The following is a 20035-nucleotide window of genomic DNA, read 5'->3' on the forward strand; positions in this document are numbered from 1 at the left end:
CTGTTATTTTCAACTCTTACTATTATACAGGCTTTTCAAACTTTGTCAACTACTTTTTTTAAATTTTTTTAAGTGGTAACTTCTCAACGTAACTTCCACCATAGCGAAACTTAATCTGAAACGCTTTCAGATGAGGGGATTTTGTGCACTCTTTTTTCGATTCTTTTCGACTAATCAAGCATTAGTAAAACCAGTTGAACTTAAGCTTTAAGTAAAAAGAGTCAGAATTATACCGACTCTTCTATTGATTGTTAAACTTAGAAGCACGTTCTTCTCCCCACCAATAGGGCATTAGCTCTGCGACTTTCACTATCTTTCTACTATCGTAGTCCATCATGAATTCTGCATCTTTATTTTCAACGTTCAACTCTAAAAGGAATTCTCTGCAAGCTCCACAGGGCATTCCTGAACTTCCACCATACGGCGGTTTATCTCGGAAGGCTAATACTTTTTTAACCTTAGTTTGCCCTGAAAATTGGTACATATTGAAGAGTGCTGCCCGCTCTGCGCAGAGATGGAATACACCACAGGTTCCCTCCATACAGAAACCTGTAAATATTTGTCCATCTTCTGCTTCTACTGCGGCAACAACATGGTTAGCGTAAACAAAATCAGATACTTCATGTGGATCGTATAGTTTCTGTGCTTCTTCGTACATCTTTTCCCAGATGTCCATTATTGTACCCTTCTTATTTAGAGATTTCTTTTAACATATTTTCGATATGCTGGATTGATTTTTCACGACCTAACAAGAAGATCGTATCTGGTAATTCTGGCCCATGCATTTCACCTGAAACAGCAATACGAATAGGCATGAAGAGATTTTTCCCTTTAATACCTGTTTCTTTTTGGACTGCTTTAATTTGTGGGAAGATATTCTCTGTCACAAATTCATCATCTGTCATCGCTTCGAGTTTTGCTTTGAAGGCTTCAAGAACTGTTGGGACTGTTTCACCCGCCATGACTTCGCGCTCTGCTTCGGTCAATTCTGGGAAATCTGAGAAGAAGAGATCTGTCAATGGGATAATCTCATCTACTGATTTCATTTGTGGTTTATAGAGCTCAACTAATTTTTCAGCCTTGTCTGTCAATCGACCCGCTTCTTCTAGGAATGGTTTTGCCATTTCAAAGATAGTTTCTAGGTCTGCATTCTTGATATAATCATTGCTCATCCAGTCGAGTTTTTTCTGGTCAAAAGCTGCTGGAGACTTGCTCAGGCGGTTTTCATCGAAAAGTTTAATGAGTTCTTCACGAGAGAAGATTTCATCTTCGCCACCTGGGTTCCAACCAAGAAGAGCAATAAAGTTAAAGACTGCTTCTGGTAAATAACCTTTTTTACGGTAGTCTTCGATAAACTGAAGGGTGTTGGTGTCACGTTTAGACAATTTTTTCCCAGTTTCAGAGTTGATAATCAAGGTCATGTGACCAAACTCTGGAGCTTCCCAACCAAGTGCTTCATAAACCATGAGCTGTTTTGGTGTATTAGCAATGTGGTCGTCTCCACGGATTACGTGAGAAATTTGCATATCATGGTCATCGATAACAACGGCAAAGTTGTATGTTGGGTAACCGTCTTTCTTTTGGATAACCCAGTCACCACCGATATTGCCACCTTCAAATTCGATATCACCTTTGACCATATCATGCCACTTGTAGATACCTGACTCATTGACAGCCAAGCGAACAGTGGGGATAATTCCTGCTGCTTCGCGTTCTGCGATGTAAGTTGCTTTTTCTTCTTCACTCATACCAAGGTATTCATTGATGTAGCGTGGTGTTTCACCAGCTGCTTCTTGGCGTTCGCGTTCAGCTGCCAACTCTTCTTCTGTAACGTAAGACTTGTAGGCTTTTTCCTCAGCTAATAGTTGATCGATGTACTTTTGATACAAGCCCAAACGCTCAGACTGGCGGTAATTTTCATGTGTTTCTGGGCTTTCATCCCAATCCATACCTAACCAGCGAAGGTTTTCAAGTTGTGAACGTTCACCATCCTCGACATGACGTTTACGGTCAGTATCTTCGATACGAATGATAAATGTTCCACCATGATGACGTGCATACAAGTAGTTGAACAATGCTGTACGGGCATTCCCGATGTGTAGTAGTCCTGTTGGACTTGGTGCGTAACGTACGCGGATATCTTTTGACATAGTTTCTCCTATAAAGTATCTAGGCGTCTGCCTTTTTGCTCTCTATATTATATCACAAGTCTTGGCTGAGTCCAATTTCTATGAATAAAGAGAGTAAAAAGAGTGGACAAACCACTCTTTTCTTCTATTATCATAGACGTGCGTTAAGTTCTTTGCTCAATTCTTCAAATCCTGGTTTTCCAAGAAGGGCAAACATATTACGTTTGTAAGCTTCGACACCTGGTTGGTCAAATGGGTTGATAGCATTCAAGTAACCTGAAAGAGCGATAGCCAATTCGAAGAAGTAGATTGTATAACCAAGAGTGAAAGCATCTTGCTCTGGAAGGGTCACGTACATGTTTGGTACATCACCATCTGTGTGGGCAAGAAGAACACCATCAGTCGCTTTTTTGTTTACAAAGTCAACGTCTTTTCCTTGAAGGTAACCAAGTCCATCAAGGTCTTCTTCCAAGCTAGGGATAATCACGTTTTTACGAGGTTTGTCAACACGAACAACTGTTTCAAACATGATACGAGTTCCTTCTTGGATAAATTGACCAAGTGAGTGCAAGTCAGTTGAGAAGTTGGCTGAAGTTGGGTAGATACCTTTTTGGTCTTTTCCTTCTGATTCACCAGCCAATTGTTTCCACCACTCTGAGAAGTATTGAAGTGATGGCTCATAGTTTACCAAGATCTCAGTTGCATAGCCTTTACGGTAAAGGATGTTACGAACAGCTGCATATTGGTAAGCTTCGTTTTCAGAGATTTTATCTGAAGTGTAGTCTTTACGAGCTGCATTCGCACCTTCCATAAGGGCTTTGATGTCAGCTCCTGATGCTGCGATCGGAAGCAAACCAACGGCTGTCAATACTGAGAAGCGTCCACCGATATCATCTGGAACAACAAATGTTTCCCAACCGTTAGCGTCTGCTTCAACCTTAACAGCACCTTTTTGGCGGTCAGTTGTTGCATAGATACGTTTGTTAGCTTCTTCTTGACCGTATTTCTTAACCAAAAGTTCTTTGAAGACACGGAAAGCAATCGCTGGTTCAGTTGTTGTACCTGATTTAGAAATCACGTTTACTGAGAAATCTTTATCAGCTACGTACTCTACCAAGTCAGCAAGGTAAGTAGATGAGATTGAGTTTCCTGCGTAAAGGATTTGTGGAGCCTTGCGTTCTTCTTTTGTTTGCAAGTTTGCAAAGTGGTGGTTCAAGAAGTCGATTGCTGCTTTGGCACCAAGGTAAGATCCACCGATACCGATCACAACCAAAACATCGCTGTCTGATTTGATTTGCTCAGCAGCTTTCAAGATGCGGTCAAATTCTTCGCGGTCGTAGTTTTCAGGAAGGTCCAACCATCCCAAGAAGTCGCTACCAGCACCAGTTCCTTTACGGATCAATTCATCTGCTGCTGTTACTTGTGATTGCATGTATTCCACTTCATGTGGTGCAACAAATTTGTCTAAAACTTTTGAATAATCAAATTTAATATGTGACATGTTATTCCTCCAATATTTCTTCTTTTCTATCATAACGCTTACCTTCGTTTTTTTCAAGTTTTTTGTCGAATTTCTCCAATTTTTATCAGAATTCAAACGTTTGCGTAAAAATGCCGCATTCCAAAAATTTTGAAAAAATAAAAGAAAGAACGACTAGATGTTCCAGTCGTTACAGTTCATTCAATAAATACTCAAATAATTCTAAATTGCCATCTTCTTCATTGACCAGAAACTCTGGATGCCACTGCAAACCGATAATGCGGTGCTCATCGATAGACTCAATCGCTTCAATAGTTTGGTCTCTTGGATCAATAGCAGTTACACGGAAATTAGGTGCCAGATCTTTAATGCTTTGACGATGGACTGAATTGACCTGACTTTCTTTGCCAAACAACTTAGCCACCACGCTTCCTTCCACTGTCTCAATAGAATGAGATGTTCCAAAAGGCAAGCCTTGCCAGTGACCTTCAATTTCTTGGTGGAGGGTGCCGCCAAAAGCAACATTGACCAGCTGAACCCCACGACAGATTGCCATAATTGGTTTATTCTGACGGAGCGCTTCTTTCAAGAGAGCTAGTTCAAACTCATCGCGTACTAGATTGTAATCATCGCTCTCGATGGTCTTTTTCTCTCCATAAAACTGAGGATGGACATTTTGACCGCCTGTCAAAATAAGCTTGTCAATCATTTCCACATAATCGCGTACAACTGACTCATCACCAACAGGAATGACTAAAGGGAGACCACCGACTTGACGAATGCTCTCTGCGAATCTACAAGATACAGATGAATGAATGTTTTTGCCTTCTGCGTCTACGGGACATAGATTTGCAGCAACTCCTACAACCGTTCTAGCCATGATGCCTCTCCTTTCGAATGTTAATACTCTTCGAAAATCTCTTCAAACCACGTCAGCGTCGCCTTACCGTACTCAAGTCCAGCTTGCGGCTAGCTTCCTAGTCTGCTAGTTTGCTCTTTGATTTTCATTGAGTATAACGATAGTCCTATCATATCACTCAAAACGCCTTTCGTCTAATATGTTTTTTTAAAGTCCGTGATAAATATTTTTTATGAACAAGAAAAAGCTGCCCAAAGGGACAACTTTTTCTTATTCAAAAACAAATTGATTGTGATAGAGTTCTGAGTAGAATCCACCTAGTTTCAAGAGTTCATGGTGGTTACCGCATTCAATGACTTCTCCATCTTTAAGGACAATAATCTGATCAGCATTGAGAATGGTCTTCAAACGGTGGGCAATGACGAAACTAGTTCTACCTGCTACAACCGCCTCCATGGCATGCTGAATCTTACTTTCTGTCACCGTATCTACGTTCGAAGTGGCTTCATCTAGAATGAGAACTTCTGGATCTGTCATCAGGGTTCGAGCGATAGAAATCAATTGTTTCTGTCCTGTTGAAAAGATGCTCTGGTCATCATCTATAAGAGTATCGTACTTATCAGGTAAGCTTTCGATATAGTCGTGAATGTGGGTTGCCTTGGCTGCTACCTCAACCATTTCTTGACTAGCATCTGGCACACCGAAACGGATATTGTCTCGAATCGTTCCGCTAAATAAGACCGAATCCTGCAAAACAATTCCCACCTTGCTTCTAAGACTATCTAAATCATAGTCACGGATGTCTTTGCCGTCAAAATAAATACCACCAGCATCAACATCATAGAAGCGATTGATAAGGTTCATAATAGTCGTTTTCCCTGACCCTGTCGGACCAACAACTGCTGTCATCTGGCCTTTAGGGGCAGAAATGCTAACATCTTTCAAAATAGGTTTATCAGGCAAGTATGAAAAATCAATATGACTGATTTCAACACCTTCTTGCAACTTAGTGAAGATTGGAGCCTTTTCAGATCGGATTTCTTCCTCTGCGTCAAACATTTCCTGAATCCGTTCAGCCCCAGTAAAGGCTAACTGAAGGCTTCCCCAACTAGCTGCAACTTGGATAATAGGCTGGTAGTACTGCTGTGAAAATTGGGCAAACATAACAATCAGACCTAGGGCTGTACTAGTTTCAATAGACTTATCATTCAAAAGTACAGTTGAACCAGCAAAGATGACGATGGCTGTGTTAACCAAGCTCATCCCATTCATGACAGGGAAAAGAATTCCTGAGAACATTCTTCCTTTAAAGGTTGCCCTGCGTACGCGCTCATTTTGTTCAAGAAATCCTGCCATCATATCCTCTTGAATTCCTTGCACAATCACGGCTTTTTGGCCTGAGATACTCTCATCCATATAGGCGTTGAGCTTCCCTACCTCTTTCTGCTGGAGGTTGGTGTATTTGCGTGCCATTTTTACGATGAAAATTAGCATGAGGAAGGCCACTGGTGTGCTGGCAATGGTGATGAGGGCCAGCGTCACATTCCTCGAAAACATGACAAGAATCAGACCGATATATAAAACAATATTGCTCATGACCTGAATCAAACTTTCGTTAAAGGCTTGGAGGATATTATCCAAATCACTGGTAAAACGAGACAAGATATCGCCATCTTGTCGGCGGTCAAAGAAAGAAACCGTCAAGCGAGCAAGCTTACCGAAGAGGCCTTTGCGCATCTCGTTTGTCGACTCTGCAATCACGCGCGTCATGAGACACATGTATATCACACTAGAGATAAATAGAACTAAAACCAGCAGGCCAAGATTGACCATGATTCCTGATAGGCTTTGCCAAATAAGTTCTGGATTGCCATTTTGATAAGCTTGAACTAAATTAGCTAGCTGCGTCACTGCTTGTCCAGAAAAGACCGGAAAGAGGGCTTGGGCAAGAGTTGCCAGAACAATCATCAGGATAACAACTACAAATGATAACTTATAGACTTTAAAATAATTCCAAAAAAATTGAACTGTCTTCATTTTACTCCTCCTTTCCTTTCTGTGTTTCATAGATTTCACGGTAAACGGCATTGTTGGTAACCAAGTCTGCATGCGTACCTTGACCAATCAATCGTCCTTGATCTAGAACCAAGATTTTATCTGCATGAACAACCGAGCTAATCTTTTGAGCGATGATAATGGTTGTTGTTCCCTTCAAGTCCTTATTCAAGGCTTCTTGGACCAGGCGCTCTGACTTGGCATCCAAGGCCGAGGTTGAATCGTCAAAAATCAGAATACGCGGATTGCTGACAATTCCACGAGCAATCGACATCCTTTGCTTTTGCCCACCAGAGAAATTGGTTCCCCTTTCCTCAACTGGACTTTCAAAGGTTTTCTCCATACGATGAATGAATTCACTAGCCTGGGCAATATTAGCTGCGCGTTCCATTTCAAATAGAGTAGCATCTCCCTTACCCTGTCTCAAGTTGTCTGCAATCGTTCCACTGAAGAGAATGGCACGTTGAAGAACGATAGAAACTGTTTTACGCAGGGTTCCTTCACTCACTTCGCGAATATCCTTGCCTCCGATTTTGATAGCCCCTTCCTGTGGGTCAAAGAGACGTGGAATCAATTGAGCCAAGGTTGATTTTCCTGCACCAGTCGCTCCAACTACACCAACCATTTGACCAGGTTCAATAGTAAAGCTCACATCTTTCAGCATCGGTTCCTTGTCCATTGGATAGGTAAAGGTCACATTTTCAAAGCTAAGACTTCCGACCAACTCTTCATCTGGGACATCCTTGAAAGTCATAGCTGGCTCTGCATCCAGAATTTCTCGAATACGACGCATGGAAATCATGGCACGGCTGACAGAATTTCCCAAAAATCCAACCATGACAATGGTAAAGATAATCTGGCTTAGGTAATTGACAAAGGAAGCAATGGAGCCAACAACTGACGGATCCGACTGAACCATCCCAGCAACTAGCCAAATAGAGAGGAATACCGCCCCATAACCGACCAACATCATAAAGGGTTCCACTACTGAAAAGGCATAACCAATGTAAAGGTTTTGACCAAGAAGCTCGTCTGAGACCTCTGTAAACTTAGCAAACTGCTCTTTTTCTTGGACAAAGGACTTGACCACGCGAACGCCACGCAGATTTTCCTTGGCAATGGCATTGATGCGTTCAAGCAGGGTTTGAAACTTGGCAAAACGAGGCCCCATCATACCCATCATGACAGCAGTCAAACCAAAAATCAAGACTACCATGAGAACAATCACCCACCACAGAGAAGGTAGGGTTTGAACCGCCAAGATAAACGAACCGATGAACAAGAGGGGAAGTCTGAAAAGAATTTGGAAGGTCATCATGACGACGTTCTGAATCTGGTTGATATCATTTGTCATGCGAACGACTAGATTTCCCGCATTAAATTGTTCAATATTAGCATAAGAAAAAGTTTGGATTTTACGGAAGGCATCCTCTCGAAGGTCAGATGAAACTCCTTGGGCAATATAGGATGCAAGGACAACATTGAGCCCACCAGCAACCAGACCGACCACGGCCACACCAATCAACCAAGCCCCTATACTATAGATAGCTTCATATTTCCCAGCAAGGAGAGCGTCTAACACTTCCTGCAGATAACGCGGTTGCAGAAGTGAACTAGCAACCATCAAGCCTGTCATCAGGAGCGAAGCCAAGGCCTGCCACTTGTAGGTTTTTATTTTCTGAATCAGCATACTTTCTCCTTAAAAAATAGACAAAAGGGAGCGACAATGCGTCAGCTCCTTCTCATTCTGTTTGTGTGATGTTATTCTAGCAAAAAAGTGGGAACTTGTCAAAGAAGTCTCCTTGATACAGCTAGAATGACTAGTAATTTTCTCTTTATAGTTTCTGTTTTAACTCGACCAAGACATTCATAGCTTGCATGGGTGTCATGTTGTAAATGTCCAGTTTAGACAATTCTGCTAGGACAGGATGCACTGCAGGCGTGTCAAAGAGTGAAATTTGTTCTGAGACAGTACTTGTTTGCCTCATGGGAGCAGGACTTTCTGTCTCTTGATTCTCTAACTGAGTCAAAATCTTATCCGCCCTTGCTAAAAGGTCTGCTGGCAAGCCAGCAATCTTGGCAACATGGATACCATAGGACTTATCAGCTGGTCCTGGTTCAATCTTGTGAAGGAAGGTGACCTGCCCATCCTGCTCCAAGGTTGCCACGTGGACATTGACCAAGTGTTGTAAACTAGACTCCAGACTAGTCAACTCATGGTAGTGGGTCGCAAAGAGGGTCTTGGCTCCGATGTGCTCATGGATGTATTCGATGATGGACTGAGCAAGAGCCATCCCGTCATAAGTTGCAGTTCCACGACCTAACTCATCAAAAAGAATCAAGGAATTCTTTGTTGCATGCGAAATAGCATTATTGGCCTCCATCATCTCAACCATGAAGGTTGATTGACCTGAAACCAAGTCATCTGCTGCTCCGATACGAGTAAAGATTGCATCAAAAATCGGTAAATGGGCGCTTTCTGCCGGTACATAAGAACCCATCTGGGCCATAACAGCCGTCATGGCTAACTGACGCATGTAGGTTGACTTCCCACTCATGTTTGGCCCTGTAATCAGTTGGATACTGGTATCTTCTGCCATCTGAATCGTATTGGGAATATAGGTCTGAGCCCCCATAACCTTTTCAACGACAGCATGACGCCCTTTCTGGATATCGATTTGTGAGTCGTCGCCAAACTCAGGTCGAATCAAATGCTGAGTTTCGGCCACAACCGCCAGACTCTGTAAGACATCAACCGTCGCAATTCCTTGGGCTAAAGCTTGTAAACGCTGAATGTACTTACTGACCTCTTCACGAATGCGCATAAAGATTTCGTATTCGAGGTTAGCTGACTTCTCACGCGCCTCCAGCATATCTCCCTCGATACGGGCCAATTCTTCGGTTCCAAAACGTTCTGAGTTTTTCAGCGTCGCCTTGCGGAAAAAGTGAGCAGGCACATTTCCCAGTTGCGAATTGGTCACATGGAAATAATAGCCATCTTTTTTATTGTAGTCAATCTTAAGTGTGCTGATACCAGAGTTTTCTCGCTCCTTAGCCTCAATCTCAGCAATCCAACCAGTCCCTTCTCTGAGAACGCGACGGTACTTGTCTAAAGTCTCATCAAATCCAGTCCGAATAATGCCACCTTCCGTAATCACATGGGGAGCTTCAGGAGCAATCGCTGAGCTAATCAAACTCTCCAACTCTGGAATGGCATCTAGTTGTGTGATGAGATAGGCTAGAGCAGGTTGCTCCATCCCTTCTAAAATCGCACGAATCCGTGGCACACTAGACAAGGTGGTCGCCAACTGCAGGAGGTCTTTGGGATTGGTTTTGCCAAAAGAAACCCGACTAGCCAAACGTTCGATGTCATAAACACCCTTGAGACTGTCTGTCAAATCACTACGCTCAAAGAAATGGTCGTGAAAGACCTGCACCACTTCTTGTCGTTGAACGATTCGTTCCTTATCAATCAAAGGACGATGGATCCAAGACCGCAAGAGACGCATTCCCATAGCAGTTTTGGTTTCATCCAAAAGCCAGAAAAGACTGCCTTGTTTCTTACCCGAGCGAGCATTCTCAACCAAATCTAGACTAGCCTTGGTCGCATAATCCATCTGTAAGAAATCCTTGATTTCGTAGCGTATAACAGGTTTGAGGTGGTTCAATTCTCTCATCTGAGTTCGATGAACATACTGGAGCAATTTACTAGATGCCGCTTGCTCCACAGATGCCAATCGTGAATCCAGTAAATGAAGGTCTTCAAAGCCTTCTTTTTCATAGGAAAGCACCAGATTCATCTGACGACTGAGAATTTGTTCCTCTTCCTCAGACAAGTCATAACCCAGCACCACTTCGCGCGCCTTGAGATTGCGGATTTCCCCACAAACCAGTGTGAAATCCAAAAGACCTGTCACATAAAAATCACCCGTCACTAGGTCCATATAAGCGAGGCCAAATTGACTGCCATCACGATCTATGGCAACCAAGAAATTGTTCTGACTGTCCTGCTTACTGCTGTCGACCACTGTCCCTGGCGTAATGACCTGAACAACCTCTCGTTTAACAACCCCAACTGCTTGTTTAGGATCTTCCATCTGTTCAGCAATGGCTACCTTATAGCCTTGCTCAATCAAGACATCAATATACTGTTGGGCAGAATGATAGGGAACACCCGCCATAGGGATCGGATTGTCGGCATTCTTGTTGCGACTCGTTAAGGAAATTTCCAGAATCTGCGCAGCATTGACCGCATCCTCATAAAATAATTCATAAAAATCACCCATCCGAAAGAGCAAAAAAGCATCTGGATATTGCTTTTTAATATCCACATACTGTTGCATACCGGGTGATAGCTTTTCTGTCGCCATTTTCCGTCTCTCCTTGTCAAAAATAAGTCTTGAGAGCAACTCCCAAGACCTTACTTATCTTTCATCAAATCTAGCAAACGATCTTCCATGAGTTTGGCAACGTGCTGGTCTCGACAAATGACCAATAAGGTATTGGCACCAGCAACTGTTCCTAAAATCCATTCATCCTTGTTTGCATCTACAATATTTGCCAAAACAGAGGCTTCTCCCAATTTGGTATGAAGTACCAAGGTAAACTCTGCTCTTGCAACACCTTCTAAATGATGAGACAAAAATTCCACCAAATCAATCTTTTCTGTCTCATTTGCTAGTACATAATACACCATATCATTTTTCTTGACCTTGGTCAAGCCAATTTCACGCAAATCACGAGATAGAGTTGTCTGCGTCACAAAGACATTGTGTGCCTCCAACCGATCTTGAATTTCTTTTTGTGTACTTAACTTCTCCTCAGTAATCATTTTTTTTATTAACTGATGACGATCTCTTTTTCTCATAAAATCCTCTTATATGCATATTTATAACTATTTTTATAACTATATTATACCAAAAAAATAGGAGATTTCAAAAATTTTTTCTTCTTTCTTTAAAATTGTGATAAAATAGTAGAAAAGTCCAAAAAGGAGCTCTTAATGAATACAAAAGAATTGATTGCTAGCGAATTGGCTAGCATCATTGATAGCCTGGACCAAGAGGCTATTTTAAATTTACTGGAAACCCCTAAAAACTCAGAAATGGGAGACATTGCTTTCCCTGCTTTTTCTCTTGCAAAAGTCGAACGTAAAGCACCTCAAATGATTGCGGCTGAACTGGCTAAAAAAATTAACAGCCAAGCCTTTGAAAAGGTTGTCGCAACAGGACCTTACGTCAACTTTTTCCTTGATAAATCTGCCATTTCTGCTCAAGTATTACAAGCTGTTATCACTCAAAAAGAACACTATGCTGATCAAAATATTGGTAAACAAGAAAATGTTGTTATCGATATGTCTAGTCCCAATATCGCTAAACCATTCTCTATTGGTCACCTGCGTTCAACTGTTATCGGAGATAGCTTGTCACATATTTTCCAAAAAATCGATTATCAAACGGTCAAGGTCAACCATTTGGGAGACTGGGGTAAACAGTTTGGAATGCTGATTGTTGCCTACAAAAAATGGGGCGACGAAAAGGCTGTAAAAGCTCATCCAATCGATGAACTTCTTAAACTCTACGTTCGTATCAATGCTGAGGCTGAAAATGACCCAAGTTTGGATGAAGAAGCACGCGAATGGTTCCGTAAACTTGAAAATGGAGACGAGGAAGCTCTCGCTCTTTGGCAATGGTTCCGTGATGAAAGTTTGGTGGAATTTAACCGCCTTTACAATGAATTGCAAGTCGAATTTGACAGTTACAACGGAGAAGCCTTCTACAACGATAAAATGGATGCAGTTGTAGACATTCTTTCTGAAAAAGGCCTTCTTGTTGAGTCAGAAGGTGCCCAAGTTGTGAATCTTGAGAAATATGGAATTGAACATCCAGCTCTTATCAAGAAATCTGATGGTGCAACTCTCTATATCACACGTGACTTGGCCGCAGCCCTTTACCGTAAAAACGAATACCAATTTGCCAAATCTATCTATGTCGTTGGTCAAGAGCAATCTGCCCACTTTAAACAGCTCAAAGCTGTCTTGAAAGAAATGGGTTACGACTGGAGTGAAGACATTACTCATGTTCCTTTTGGTTTGGTTACAAAAGAAGGGAAGAAACTCTCTACTCGTAAAGGGAATGTCATCTTACTAGAGCCTACTGTTGCAGAGGCCGTTAGTCGTGCCAAGGCCCAAATCGAGGCTAAAAATCCTGAACTTGAAAATAAAGATCAGGTAGCACATGCTGTTGGGGTTGGAGCCATTAAATTCTATGACCTCAAAACCGACCGTACAAATGGATACGACTTCGACCTAGAAGCTATGGTATCCTTCGAGGGCGAAACTGGACCTTATGTTCAATATGCCTACGCTCGTATCCAATCGATCTTACGTAAAGCAGACTTCAAACCAGAAACAGCTGGCAACTATAGTTTGAATGATGCCGAAAGCTGGGAAATCATTAAACTCATTCAAGACTTCCCACGTATTATCAACCGTGCTGCGGATAACTTTGAACCTTCTATCATTGCTAAATTTGCAATTAGCCTGGCTCAAGCCTTTAACAAATACTATGCACATACGCGCATCTTGGATGAAAGTCCAGAACGCGACAGCCGTCTAGCCCTTAGCTACGCAACCGCAGTCGTTCTCAAAGAAGCCCTTCGCTTGCTTGGAGTAGAAGCGCCAGAGAAGATGTAAATCGCCAAAGTTACTTGATTGCAAAGCAATCTAAGTAACTAACGCCAAATCTCTGATAGGATTTGGCTAGGCGCTTCACTAGTTTTAGGACATAAATATGATCGATTTATGTCCTAAAACATCGTAATCTTAAAGTTATTGGAACTAAAGTTCCTAATTGTTAGACGCTAGGCGCTTTTATGCGGACTAGCTAACTGCTTCACTAGTATTGTAATAGAAATAATATCGATTTCTATTACAATACGTCGTAACTATGTGGCGCATTGCCTAAACGATTTACTAATTCACCTAACCAAATAATATCGATTTGGTTTAGAGACTTATCAAGTTTTGCTGACTTGTTCTGCTACTTTCGGTCCACTAAATCGATTTATTCACTACTACTTCTTTATCATTCAGGGAGATTTCCTATGAGCCAATATGCTTATATCCTCGTTGTGATTAGCTTGGTGTTCCTTTTTCTGCTCAATAAGTATGAAAAGGAGAGACTTCAAAGGCTCTACCAAGAACAACTTTTGAAGGATGAAACATTTAGGGTTGACATCAAGGAGAAAATTCAAACGACTGAAAATATCAATGATGTCATTGCTTACATTAATAAAACTTATCATCTGGGAATGTTGCTATCAAAAGACATTACAGATCAATTGAAATAAAGCTAGCTATTCTTTAAGGAATATCAAAACCGAGACTGAGAGTTTAATACTTAGCCTCGGTTTTTGTATATTTTCAAGTAACAAAGCCACCACTCCCCCAGCAATGCAAGTGCAAAATCCCCTAGAATGTGATAAAATAAAAGAGAGAACTCTATCAAGGAGGAAAACATGAAAAAACAAACCGTCGCCGTCTTGGGGCCTGGTTCTTGGGGGACTGCCCTTTCACAAGTCTTAAATGACAATGGACACGAGGTACGTATTTGGGGAAATATTCCCGAACAAATCAATGAAATTAATACCTATCATACTAACAAACACTACTTTAAAGATGTCGTTCTAGATGAAAAAATCATTGCCTACACTGACTTAGCAGAGGCCTTGAAAGATGTAGATGCGATTTTGTTTGTTGTCCCAACAAAAGTGACACGAATTGTTGCCCAACAAGTTGCTCAAACCTTAGACCATAAGGCTATTATCATGCACGCATCAAAGGGATTAGAACCCGATAGCCATAAACGATTATCAACCATCCTTGAAGAAGAAATTCCTGAACATCTCCGCAGTGATATCGTCGTTGTCTCAGGTCCTAGTCATGCAGAAGAGACCATTGTGCGTGACCTAACTTTAATCACTGCTGCTTCTAAAGACTTACAAACAGCACAATACGTTCAGGAACTCTTTAGCAATCACTACTTCCGACTTTATACCAATACTGATGTTATCGGGGTCGAAACCGCTGGTGCTCTCAAAAATATTATCGCTGTCGGTGCTGGAGCCTTACATGGTTTGGGATTTGGTGACAACGCTAAGGCAGCCATCATCGCTCGAGGCTTGGCAGAAATTACCCGCCTAGGAGTAGCACTCGGTGCCAGTCCATTGACCTATAGTGGCTTGTCTGGTGTAGGAGACTTGATCGTAACGGGAACCTCCATCCACTCTCGTAACTGGAGAGCCGGAGATGCTCTTGGTCGTGGAGAATCTCTAGCTGATATCGAAGCCAGTATGGGCATGGTGATTGAAGGAATTTCAACGACTCGAGCAGCCTACGAACTAGCGCAAGAACTTGGAGTCTATATGCCCATTACACAGGCCATTTACCAAGTTATCTACCACGGAACCAATATCAAAGATGCCATTTATGACATCATGAACAATGAATTTAAAGCAGAAAATGAGTGGTCTTAACCCTCTAGAGAAAGGATTCTTATGACATCAAAAGTTAGAAAGGCAGTCATCCCTGCCGCTGGACTCGGGACTCGATTTTTACCAGCAACCAAAGCACTTGCTAAAGAAATGTTGCCAATTGTGGACAAACCAACTATCCAATTCATCGTAGAAGAAGCTCTTAAATCAGGTATTGAAGATATTCTGGTTGTCACTGGTAAATCAAAACGTTCTATTGAAGACCACTTTGACTCAAACTTTGAGCTTGAGTACAACCTCAAAGAAAAAGGCAAACACGACTTGCTAAAATTGGTAGACGAAACAACTGGCATTCGCCTTCACTTTATCCGTCAAAGCCATCCTCGTGGTCTTGGCGATGCTGTCTTACAAGCCAAAGCTTTTGTAGGAAATGAGCCCTTCGTTGTCATGCTTGGTGACGACCTAATGGATATCACAGATGACCATGCTGTCCCTTTGACAAAACAATTGATGAACGATTACGAGACAACTCACGCATCAACAATTGCTGTTATGCCTGTCCCTCATGAAGAAGTTTCAGCATATGGAGTTATAGCTCCTCAGGGTGAAGGGATTAATGGTCTCTACAGTGTCGAAACTTTCGTTGAAAAACCAGCTCCAGAAGATGCTCCAAGTGATTTGGCAATCATCGGACGTTACCTGCTCACACCAGAAATTTTTGATATCCTCGAAAATCAAGCTCCCGGTGCTGGAAATGAAATCCAGCTTACCGACGCTATTGATACGCTTAATAAAACACAACGTGTTTTCGCCCGTGAATTTACAGGAGCTCGTTACGACGTTGGCGATAAGTTTGGCTTTGTGAAAACATCTATTGACTATGCCCTCAAACACCCACAAGTCAAAGATGACTTGAAAGATTACCTCATCCAACTGGGAAAAGAATTGGCTGAGGGAGAATAATCCATCTTGCATATGTAAAAAAGCATCTCTAAAATTTGTTCTCTAGAGATGCTTTTACTTTAAAATTGCATGCGATTTAAAATTGCTGAGGTATCTCTGTCAATCTCCCATCGCAATCTTGGTAATTTGTCACTGACTACAGAATTTCAAACACAAATCTGATTGACGTTTTGATGATCCGAGCCGTTTCTCTAGCATCTAACTGATCTGTAAACAGCAAGTGATTTTTTTTGATATTTTTAGCTAGGAACTCATTTCTTGACTGGATTGATAAATCGCCTGTTCTCTCAATTTCTTTCCTTAAGGAATCTCGTTTTTTCAAGGTTTCTTCTTCAGCCAGCAGGACACAGTATTTTAAACTGATTTGTTTTTCTTTTAAGAAGGTTGCAATTTTCTTTAGTTGCTCTTCAAAAATGACATATTCTATCACAACGGTAATGCCTCGGTCGATGAAATTATTGATCAGACTGATGATATTATCCCAAAATAAATCCATGTAATAACCATCATCTTCCCAAGGAGCCACGAGTCCTCCTTTAATCATTAAATAAATCATGTCGCCTTCAATTACTGCACTTTTCTTAAAAGAATAGGCCAACTCCTTACTGACTGTGCTTTTCCCAACACCAGGAGGGCCTGAAATGATGTAAACACAATTTTCCATTCGACTACCTCGTCCATTCTTTTATTATTGACTATTATAGCATTTTTTAGTCTATTAAAGATCAGACAAATTCATCAAATCATAAGATACAAGAAACTAGCTCCTTCCAATTTTGCAACAAAAAAGTCATCTTTGTAGATGACTTATTGGCAACTGAATCCATGCGCATTTAACTATTCATTCCCTACACATAGCTCATTCCCTTGTAGAGAAGCAAGACTGCGAGTCCTACGAACAAGACTACCGCTCCTAACCTCTGGCTGGTACTATACATCCGTCTTTCTCCTCGAACTGGAAAGATAATTGCTAGAAATGCTCCACCAACTGCTCCTCCGATATGGCCTGCTAGGCTGATTCCTGGAATCAGAACACTTCCAATAATGTTAACCACAAAAAGTGTCAGATAAGATTGCCCTAACTGTTGGATATAAGGATTACGCGTTGCATAGCGAAGAATGATAATCGCAGCAAATAGCCCATAAAGAGAGGTAGAGGCTCCTGCTGCTAAGGATTTGGGACTAAATACAAAAACAAAGAGATTGCCCATCATTCCTGATAAAAGATAGAGAAAGAAAAACTTCTTGGATCCGAAAATTTCCTCTACTTGCCTACCAAGATAATAGAGCGAAAGCATATTGACAATGAAATGTTCCCACCCAATATGAACAAAAATGGCAGAAAAGAGACGCCAAATCTGCTCAGGAAAGAGGCGAATAGCCGGCCCATACATGGCTCCAAATCGAAATAAGGTATCCGCCCTGTCAAAATTTCCACCTGTAGTCACCAACATTAGTAGAAATACCAAGGCCGTCACTAAGAGAAAGAAACTCGTCACAGGGTAACGTCTATCAAAGATTTCCTTCATCAATCAGTACCTCCTGAACAGGAATATCATGGTTTTCAGGGATAAAGTCCTGAATTTGACAAGGATAGATCGTACTCAAAGTATGACCAGAAAAATGTTCCAGATAGCGGTCATAATAGCCTCCACCGTATCCAATCCGATATCCTTTCGTCGTAAAAGCCAGACCAGGAACATGAATCAAATCAATCTGAGAGGCATCCACCACTTCCAAATTTCCCTGTGGCTCCAGTAATCCAAAAGAAGTTTTTACCAACTGTTGCGAATCATAGACCACAAAGTCCATGCCCCCCTTGGGATAAGTTTTGGGTATCAAAACCTTCTTGCCGTCCTTCAGCGCCTGCTCAATCAGTTTCTGTGTTTGAAATTCATGAGGAAAAGAGAGATAAGTTGCGATGGTCTTGGTTTCTTGGTAAAAAGGGTGTTGTAAGAAACGCTCAGTTAAATCTCGATCCATAGCCTGTTTTTGTTCCTGAGATAAAGTCTCCATTTCTTGCAAAATTTTCTTGCGTAGTTCTGCTTTCATAGCCAGCACCTCTACTCTGCTGCCTTCTTTTTCAGAAAACTAGATACTGCTTCCACCCCAACGGCTAAGGCTTCTTCCTTGGGACTCATCTGTGGGTGGTGAAGAGCGTAGGGACTATCAATACCTAGCCAGAACATAACACCATCTACCTTCGACAGGAGGTAACCAAAGTCCTCACCAGTCATAGCAGGTTCGATATCAATCAACTCGATTTCGTCTTTCTCTTCAAAAAAGTCCATCAGTTCACGCGCCAAGGCTGGATTATTCTCAACAGGTAGGTAGCCTCCTTGCTTGAGTTCTACTTCGACTTCCATATCAAAGGCAGCTGCAACTCCTTCTGCAACTGTTTTGACCCGCCTTTGCACCAAGAGACTCATGTCCTGTGTCAATGCCCGAATAGTTCCATGTAAAAAAGCTGTGTCTGTGATGACATTGTTGGTTGTTCCGGCTTGGAAAAGACCAAAGGTCACCACTGCTCCCTCGATTGGGTTGACATTGCGGCTGACAACTGACTGCACCTGGGTCACAAAGTAACTAGCCGCTACCAAAGCGTCATTGGCTTCATGTGGAAAGGCTGCATGTCCTCCTTTTCCTTTGAAACGAATCTTCACCTCGCAGGTCCCTGCAAAGAGAGTATGGGTATTGGTCGCGATCTGGCCGACTTTCAAATCTGGCCGGACATGGAGACCATAAAATTGGTCTGGCAACCAGTCTCCAAAAGCGCCGTCCTCATACATGAGCATGCCACCAGCTTCATTTTCTTCAGCAGGCTGAAATAGAAAGAGCAGATTGTTCTTTGGTTGCTCCTCCAGTGCACGCTCAAGACAACCCAAGGCAATGGTCATATGAAAATCATGTCCACAAGCGTGCATACGATCTTGGTGCTGAGAGGCGAAAGGAAGGCCTGTTTGTTCAACGATAGGCAGACCGTCGATATCTGTTCTCCAACCAATGGTACGCTCTGGCTGACTTCCCTGCAAATAAACCAAAATCCCTGTCCGCCAAGTACGAACTTGAACAAAATCCTTGCCCGCAGTCAATTTCTCAATCATATCCAGCAAATAAGCCTGAGTCTTGAACTCCTCCAAGCCAATCTCTGGAATCTGGTGCAAATCTCGTCTTGTCTGAATCAAATCTAACATCTATCTATCCTCCGATATAGCAGAAAGAGGCTGGAAGAAGGGTTCCGCCTCTTTATTACTTTTACAATTATAAGGTACGAAGCGCATCCTCTAGCGCTGTTTTTTGTTGGGTTTGGGCATCAATCTCTTTGATGATACGAGCTGGAACACCTGCTACCACCACGTTTTCTGGGACATCCTGGGTAACAATAGCTCCTGCTGCGACAACTGAACCACTACCGATTTGGACCCCTTCGATAACCACTGCGTTGGCACCGATGAGAACATTGTCTCCAACACGGACTGGTTCTGCGCTAGCTGGCTCAATCACACCTGCAAGAACGGCACCTGCACCAACGTGACTGTTTTTCCCAACGATAGCACGGCCACCAAGGATAGCCCCCATGTCAATCATGGTTCCTGCACCGATTTCAGCACCGATATTGATAACAGCTCCCATCATGATAACAGCATTGTCACCAATTTCAACCTGATCACGGATAATAGCACCTGGCTCGATACGAGCATTGATAGCACGTTTGTCTAGCAAGGGAACTGCTGAATTGCGAGCATCTTGCTCAACAACATAGTCTTGATTTTCTACCAAACCATCGAGAAGCGGAGCCACGTCCTTCCAGTCTCCAAATAGGACATTCCCTAGTTTAACAACAGATCCAGGTACAGCAGTTGCGAGTTGTCCCTCAAAGGTTACTTTCACACTGGTTTTCTTTTCAGCATTTGCGATAAATTGAATAATTTCTTGTGCGTTCATTTTTGTAGCAGTCATAGGCGCCTCCTAGTTCATTTTAATGATACCTATTCTACCAAAAAAGGCCTCAAATTTGAAGCCTTTTTGTTTGTTTTTAGGTATGATTTTTAGGGA

17 protein-coding genes are annotated in these 20035 nt (G+C 42.1%); 4 read left to right on the forward strand and 13 right to left on the reverse strand.

Annotation, left to right across the window (positions count from 1 at the left end):
- Nucleotides 1-241 precede the first annotated feature (241 nt).
- From F9B91_RS08005 to argR, 8 genes are all read right to left on the reverse strand, one after another.
- Nucleotides 242-676, reverse strand: coding sequence for a cytidine deaminase family protein (locus F9B91_RS08005; RefSeq protein ID WP_150922915.1), 435 nt, complete (start codon nt 674-676; stop codon nt 242-244).
- Nucleotides 677-689: 13 nt separating this feature from the next.
- Nucleotides 690-2150 (reverse strand): glutamate--tRNA ligase, encoded by a 1461-nt coding sequence (gene gltX, locus F9B91_RS08010; RefSeq protein WP_150922916.1) that lies wholly within the window; start codon nt 2148-2150, stop codon nt 690-692.
- 130 nt (nt 2151-2280) lie between these two features.
- The gene (locus F9B91_RS08015) at nt 2281-3630 is read right to left on the reverse strand and encodes a glucose-6-phosphate isomerase (RefSeq protein WP_000018268.1); all 1350 of its coding nucleotides are present in this window, start codon (nt 3628-3630) and stop codon (nt 2281-2283) included.
- 169 nt (nt 3631-3799) lie between these two features.
- Complete coding sequence (locus F9B91_RS08025) at nt 3800-4489, reverse strand: gamma-glutamyl-gamma-aminobutyrate hydrolase family protein (RefSeq protein WP_045610970.1); 690 nt, start codon at nt 4487-4489, stop codon at nt 3800-3802.
- A gap of 249 nt (nt 4490-4738) precedes the next feature.
- Complete coding sequence (patB, locus tag F9B91_RS08030; RefSeq protein ID WP_045610968.1) at nt 4739-6505, reverse strand: multidrug efflux ABC transporter subunit PatB; 1767 nt, start codon at nt 6503-6505, stop codon at nt 4739-4741.
- Nucleotide 6506: 1 nt separating this feature from the next.
- Entirely contained in the window at nt 6507-8213 is a 1707-nt protein-coding gene (gene patA / locus F9B91_RS08035; protein WP_150922917.1) for a multidrug efflux ABC transporter subunit PatA, read from the reverse strand.
- 145 nt (nt 8214-8358) lie between these two features.
- Nucleotides 8359-10893 carry a DNA mismatch repair protein MutS gene (gene mutS, locus F9B91_RS08040; RefSeq protein ID WP_150922918.1) on the reverse strand — a complete coding sequence of 845 codons (2535 nt, stop codon included), beginning with the start codon at nt 10891-10893 and terminating at the stop codon, nt 8359-8361.
- A 50-nt stretch (nt 10894-10943) separates the two neighbouring features.
- Entirely contained in the window at nt 10944-11390 is a 447-nt protein-coding gene (gene argR / locus F9B91_RS08045; RefSeq protein ID WP_001231476.1) for an arginine repressor, read from the reverse strand.
- Nucleotides 11391-11525: 135 nt separating this feature from the next.
- On the opposite strand from argR, the gene argS reads away from it, so the two are divergent.
- The 4 genes from argS (at nt 11526) to galU (ending at nt 15979) form a co-directional block, all read left to right on the forward strand.
- Entirely contained in the window at nt 11526-13217 is a 1692-nt protein-coding gene (gene argS, locus F9B91_RS08050) for an arginine--tRNA ligase (protein ID WP_150922919.1), read from the forward strand.
- A gap of 410 nt (nt 13218-13627) precedes the next feature.
- Nucleotides 13628-13873, forward strand: coding sequence for a MarR family transcriptional regulator (locus F9B91_RS08055; protein WP_150922920.1), 246 nt, complete (start codon nt 13628-13630; stop codon nt 13871-13873).
- A 168-nt stretch (nt 13874-14041) separates the two neighbouring features.
- Nucleotides 14042-15058 carry an NAD(P)H-dependent glycerol-3-phosphate dehydrogenase gene (locus tag F9B91_RS08060; RefSeq protein WP_150922921.1) on the forward strand — a complete coding sequence of 339 codons (1017 nt, stop codon included), beginning with the start codon at nt 14042-14044 and terminating at the stop codon, nt 15056-15058.
- A 21-nt stretch (nt 15059-15079) separates the two neighbouring features.
- The gene (galU, locus tag F9B91_RS08065) at nt 15080-15979 is read left to right on the forward strand and encodes a UTP--glucose-1-phosphate uridylyltransferase GalU (protein ID WP_150922922.1); all 900 of its coding nucleotides are present in this window, start codon (nt 15080-15082) and stop codon (nt 15977-15979) included.
- A gap of 136 nt (nt 15980-16115) precedes the next feature.
- Here galU and F9B91_RS08070 read toward each other — a convergent pair whose 3' ends face one another.
- The 5 genes from F9B91_RS08070 to dapD form a co-directional block, all read right to left on the reverse strand.
- Nucleotides 16116-16643 (reverse strand): AAA family ATPase, encoded by a 528-nt coding sequence (locus F9B91_RS08070; RefSeq protein ID WP_000426562.1) that lies wholly within the window; start codon nt 16641-16643, stop codon nt 16116-16118.
- Nucleotides 16644-16827: 184 nt separating this feature from the next.
- Nucleotides 16828-17508, reverse strand: coding sequence for a rhomboid family intramembrane serine protease (locus tag F9B91_RS08075; protein ID WP_150922923.1), 681 nt, complete (start codon nt 17506-17508; stop codon nt 16828-16830).
- Nucleotides 17492-18031 carry a 5-formyltetrahydrofolate cyclo-ligase gene (locus F9B91_RS08080; protein ID WP_150922924.1) on the reverse strand — a complete coding sequence of 180 codons (540 nt, stop codon included), beginning with the start codon at nt 18029-18031 and terminating at the stop codon, nt 17492-17494. Before F9B91_RS08080 ends, F9B91_RS08075 begins: the two co-directional genes overlap by 17 nt.
- An 11-nt stretch (nt 18032-18042) precedes the next feature.
- Entirely contained in the window at nt 18043-19173 is a 1131-nt protein-coding gene (locus F9B91_RS08085; RefSeq protein ID WP_150922925.1) for an N-acetyldiaminopimelate deacetylase, read from the reverse strand.
- A gap of 67 nt (nt 19174-19240) precedes the next feature.
- Entirely contained in the window at nt 19241-19939 is a 699-nt protein-coding gene (gene dapD, locus F9B91_RS08090; RefSeq protein ID WP_049515894.1) for a 2,3,4,5-tetrahydropyridine-2,6-dicarboxylate N-acetyltransferase, read from the reverse strand.
- Between the last annotated feature and the right edge of the window lie 96 nt (nt 19940-20035).

This window comes from Streptococcus mitis, from assembly GCF_008763935.1.
GTDB classification, from domain to species: Bacteria; Bacillota; Bacilli; order Lactobacillales; family Streptococcaceae; genus Streptococcus; species Streptococcus mitis_DB.

Coding starts and splice junctions, on each gene's coding strand:
- F9B91_RS08005 (WP_150922915.1), bottom strand. CDS start 676: ATGGACATCTGGGAAAAGATGTACGAAGAAGCACAGAAACTATACGAT.
- gltX (WP_150922916.1), bottom strand. CDS start 2,150: ATGTCAAAAGATATCCGCGTACGTTACGCACCAAGTCCAACAGGACTA.
- F9B91_RS08015 (WP_000018268.1), bottom strand. CDS start 3,630: ATGTCACATATTAAATTTGATTATTCAAAAGTTTTAGACAAATTTGTT.
- F9B91_RS08025 (WP_045610970.1), bottom strand. CDS start 4,489: ATGGCTAGAACGGTTGTAGGAGTTGCTGCAAATCTATGTCCCGTAGAC.
- patB (WP_045610968.1), bottom strand. CDS start 6,505: ATGAAGACAGTTCAATTTTTTTGGAATTATTTTAAAGTCTATAAGTTA.
- patA (WP_150922917.1), bottom strand. CDS start 8,213: ATGCTGATTCAGAAAATAAAAACCTACAAGTGGCAGGCCTTGGCTTCG.
- mutS (WP_150922918.1), bottom strand. CDS start 10,893: ATGGCGACAGAAAAGCTATCACCCGGTATGCAACAGTATGTGGATATT.
- argR (WP_001231476.1), bottom strand. CDS start 11,390: ATGAGAAAAAGAGATCGTCATCAGTTAATAAAAAAAATGATTACTGAG.
- argS (WP_150922919.1), top strand. CDS start 11,526: ATGAATACAAAAGAATTGATTGCTAGCGAATTGGCTAGCATCATTGAT.
- F9B91_RS08055 (WP_150922920.1), top strand. CDS start 13,628: ATGAGCCAATATGCTTATATCCTCGTTGTGATTAGCTTGGTGTTCCTT.
- F9B91_RS08060 (WP_150922921.1), top strand. CDS start 14,042: ATGAAAAAACAAACCGTCGCCGTCTTGGGGCCTGGTTCTTGGGGGACT.
- galU (WP_150922922.1), top strand. CDS start 15,080: ATGACATCAAAAGTTAGAAAGGCAGTCATCCCTGCCGCTGGACTCGGG.
- F9B91_RS08070 (WP_000426562.1), bottom strand. CDS start 16,643: ATGGAAAATTGTGTTTACATCATTTCAGGCCCTCCTGGTGTTGGGAAA.
- F9B91_RS08075 (WP_150922923.1), bottom strand. CDS start 17,508: ATGAAGGAAATCTTTGATAGACGTTACCCTGTGACGAGTTTCTTTCTC.
- F9B91_RS08080 (WP_150922924.1), bottom strand. CDS start 18,031: ATGAAAGCAGAACTACGCAAGAAAATTTTGCAAGAAATGGAGACTTTA.
- F9B91_RS08085 (WP_150922925.1), bottom strand. CDS start 19,173: ATGTTAGATTTGATTCAGACAAGACGAGATTTGCACCAGATTCCAGAG.
- dapD (WP_049515894.1), bottom strand. CDS start 19,939: ATGACTGCTACAAAAATGAACGCACAAGAAATTATTCAATTTATCGCA.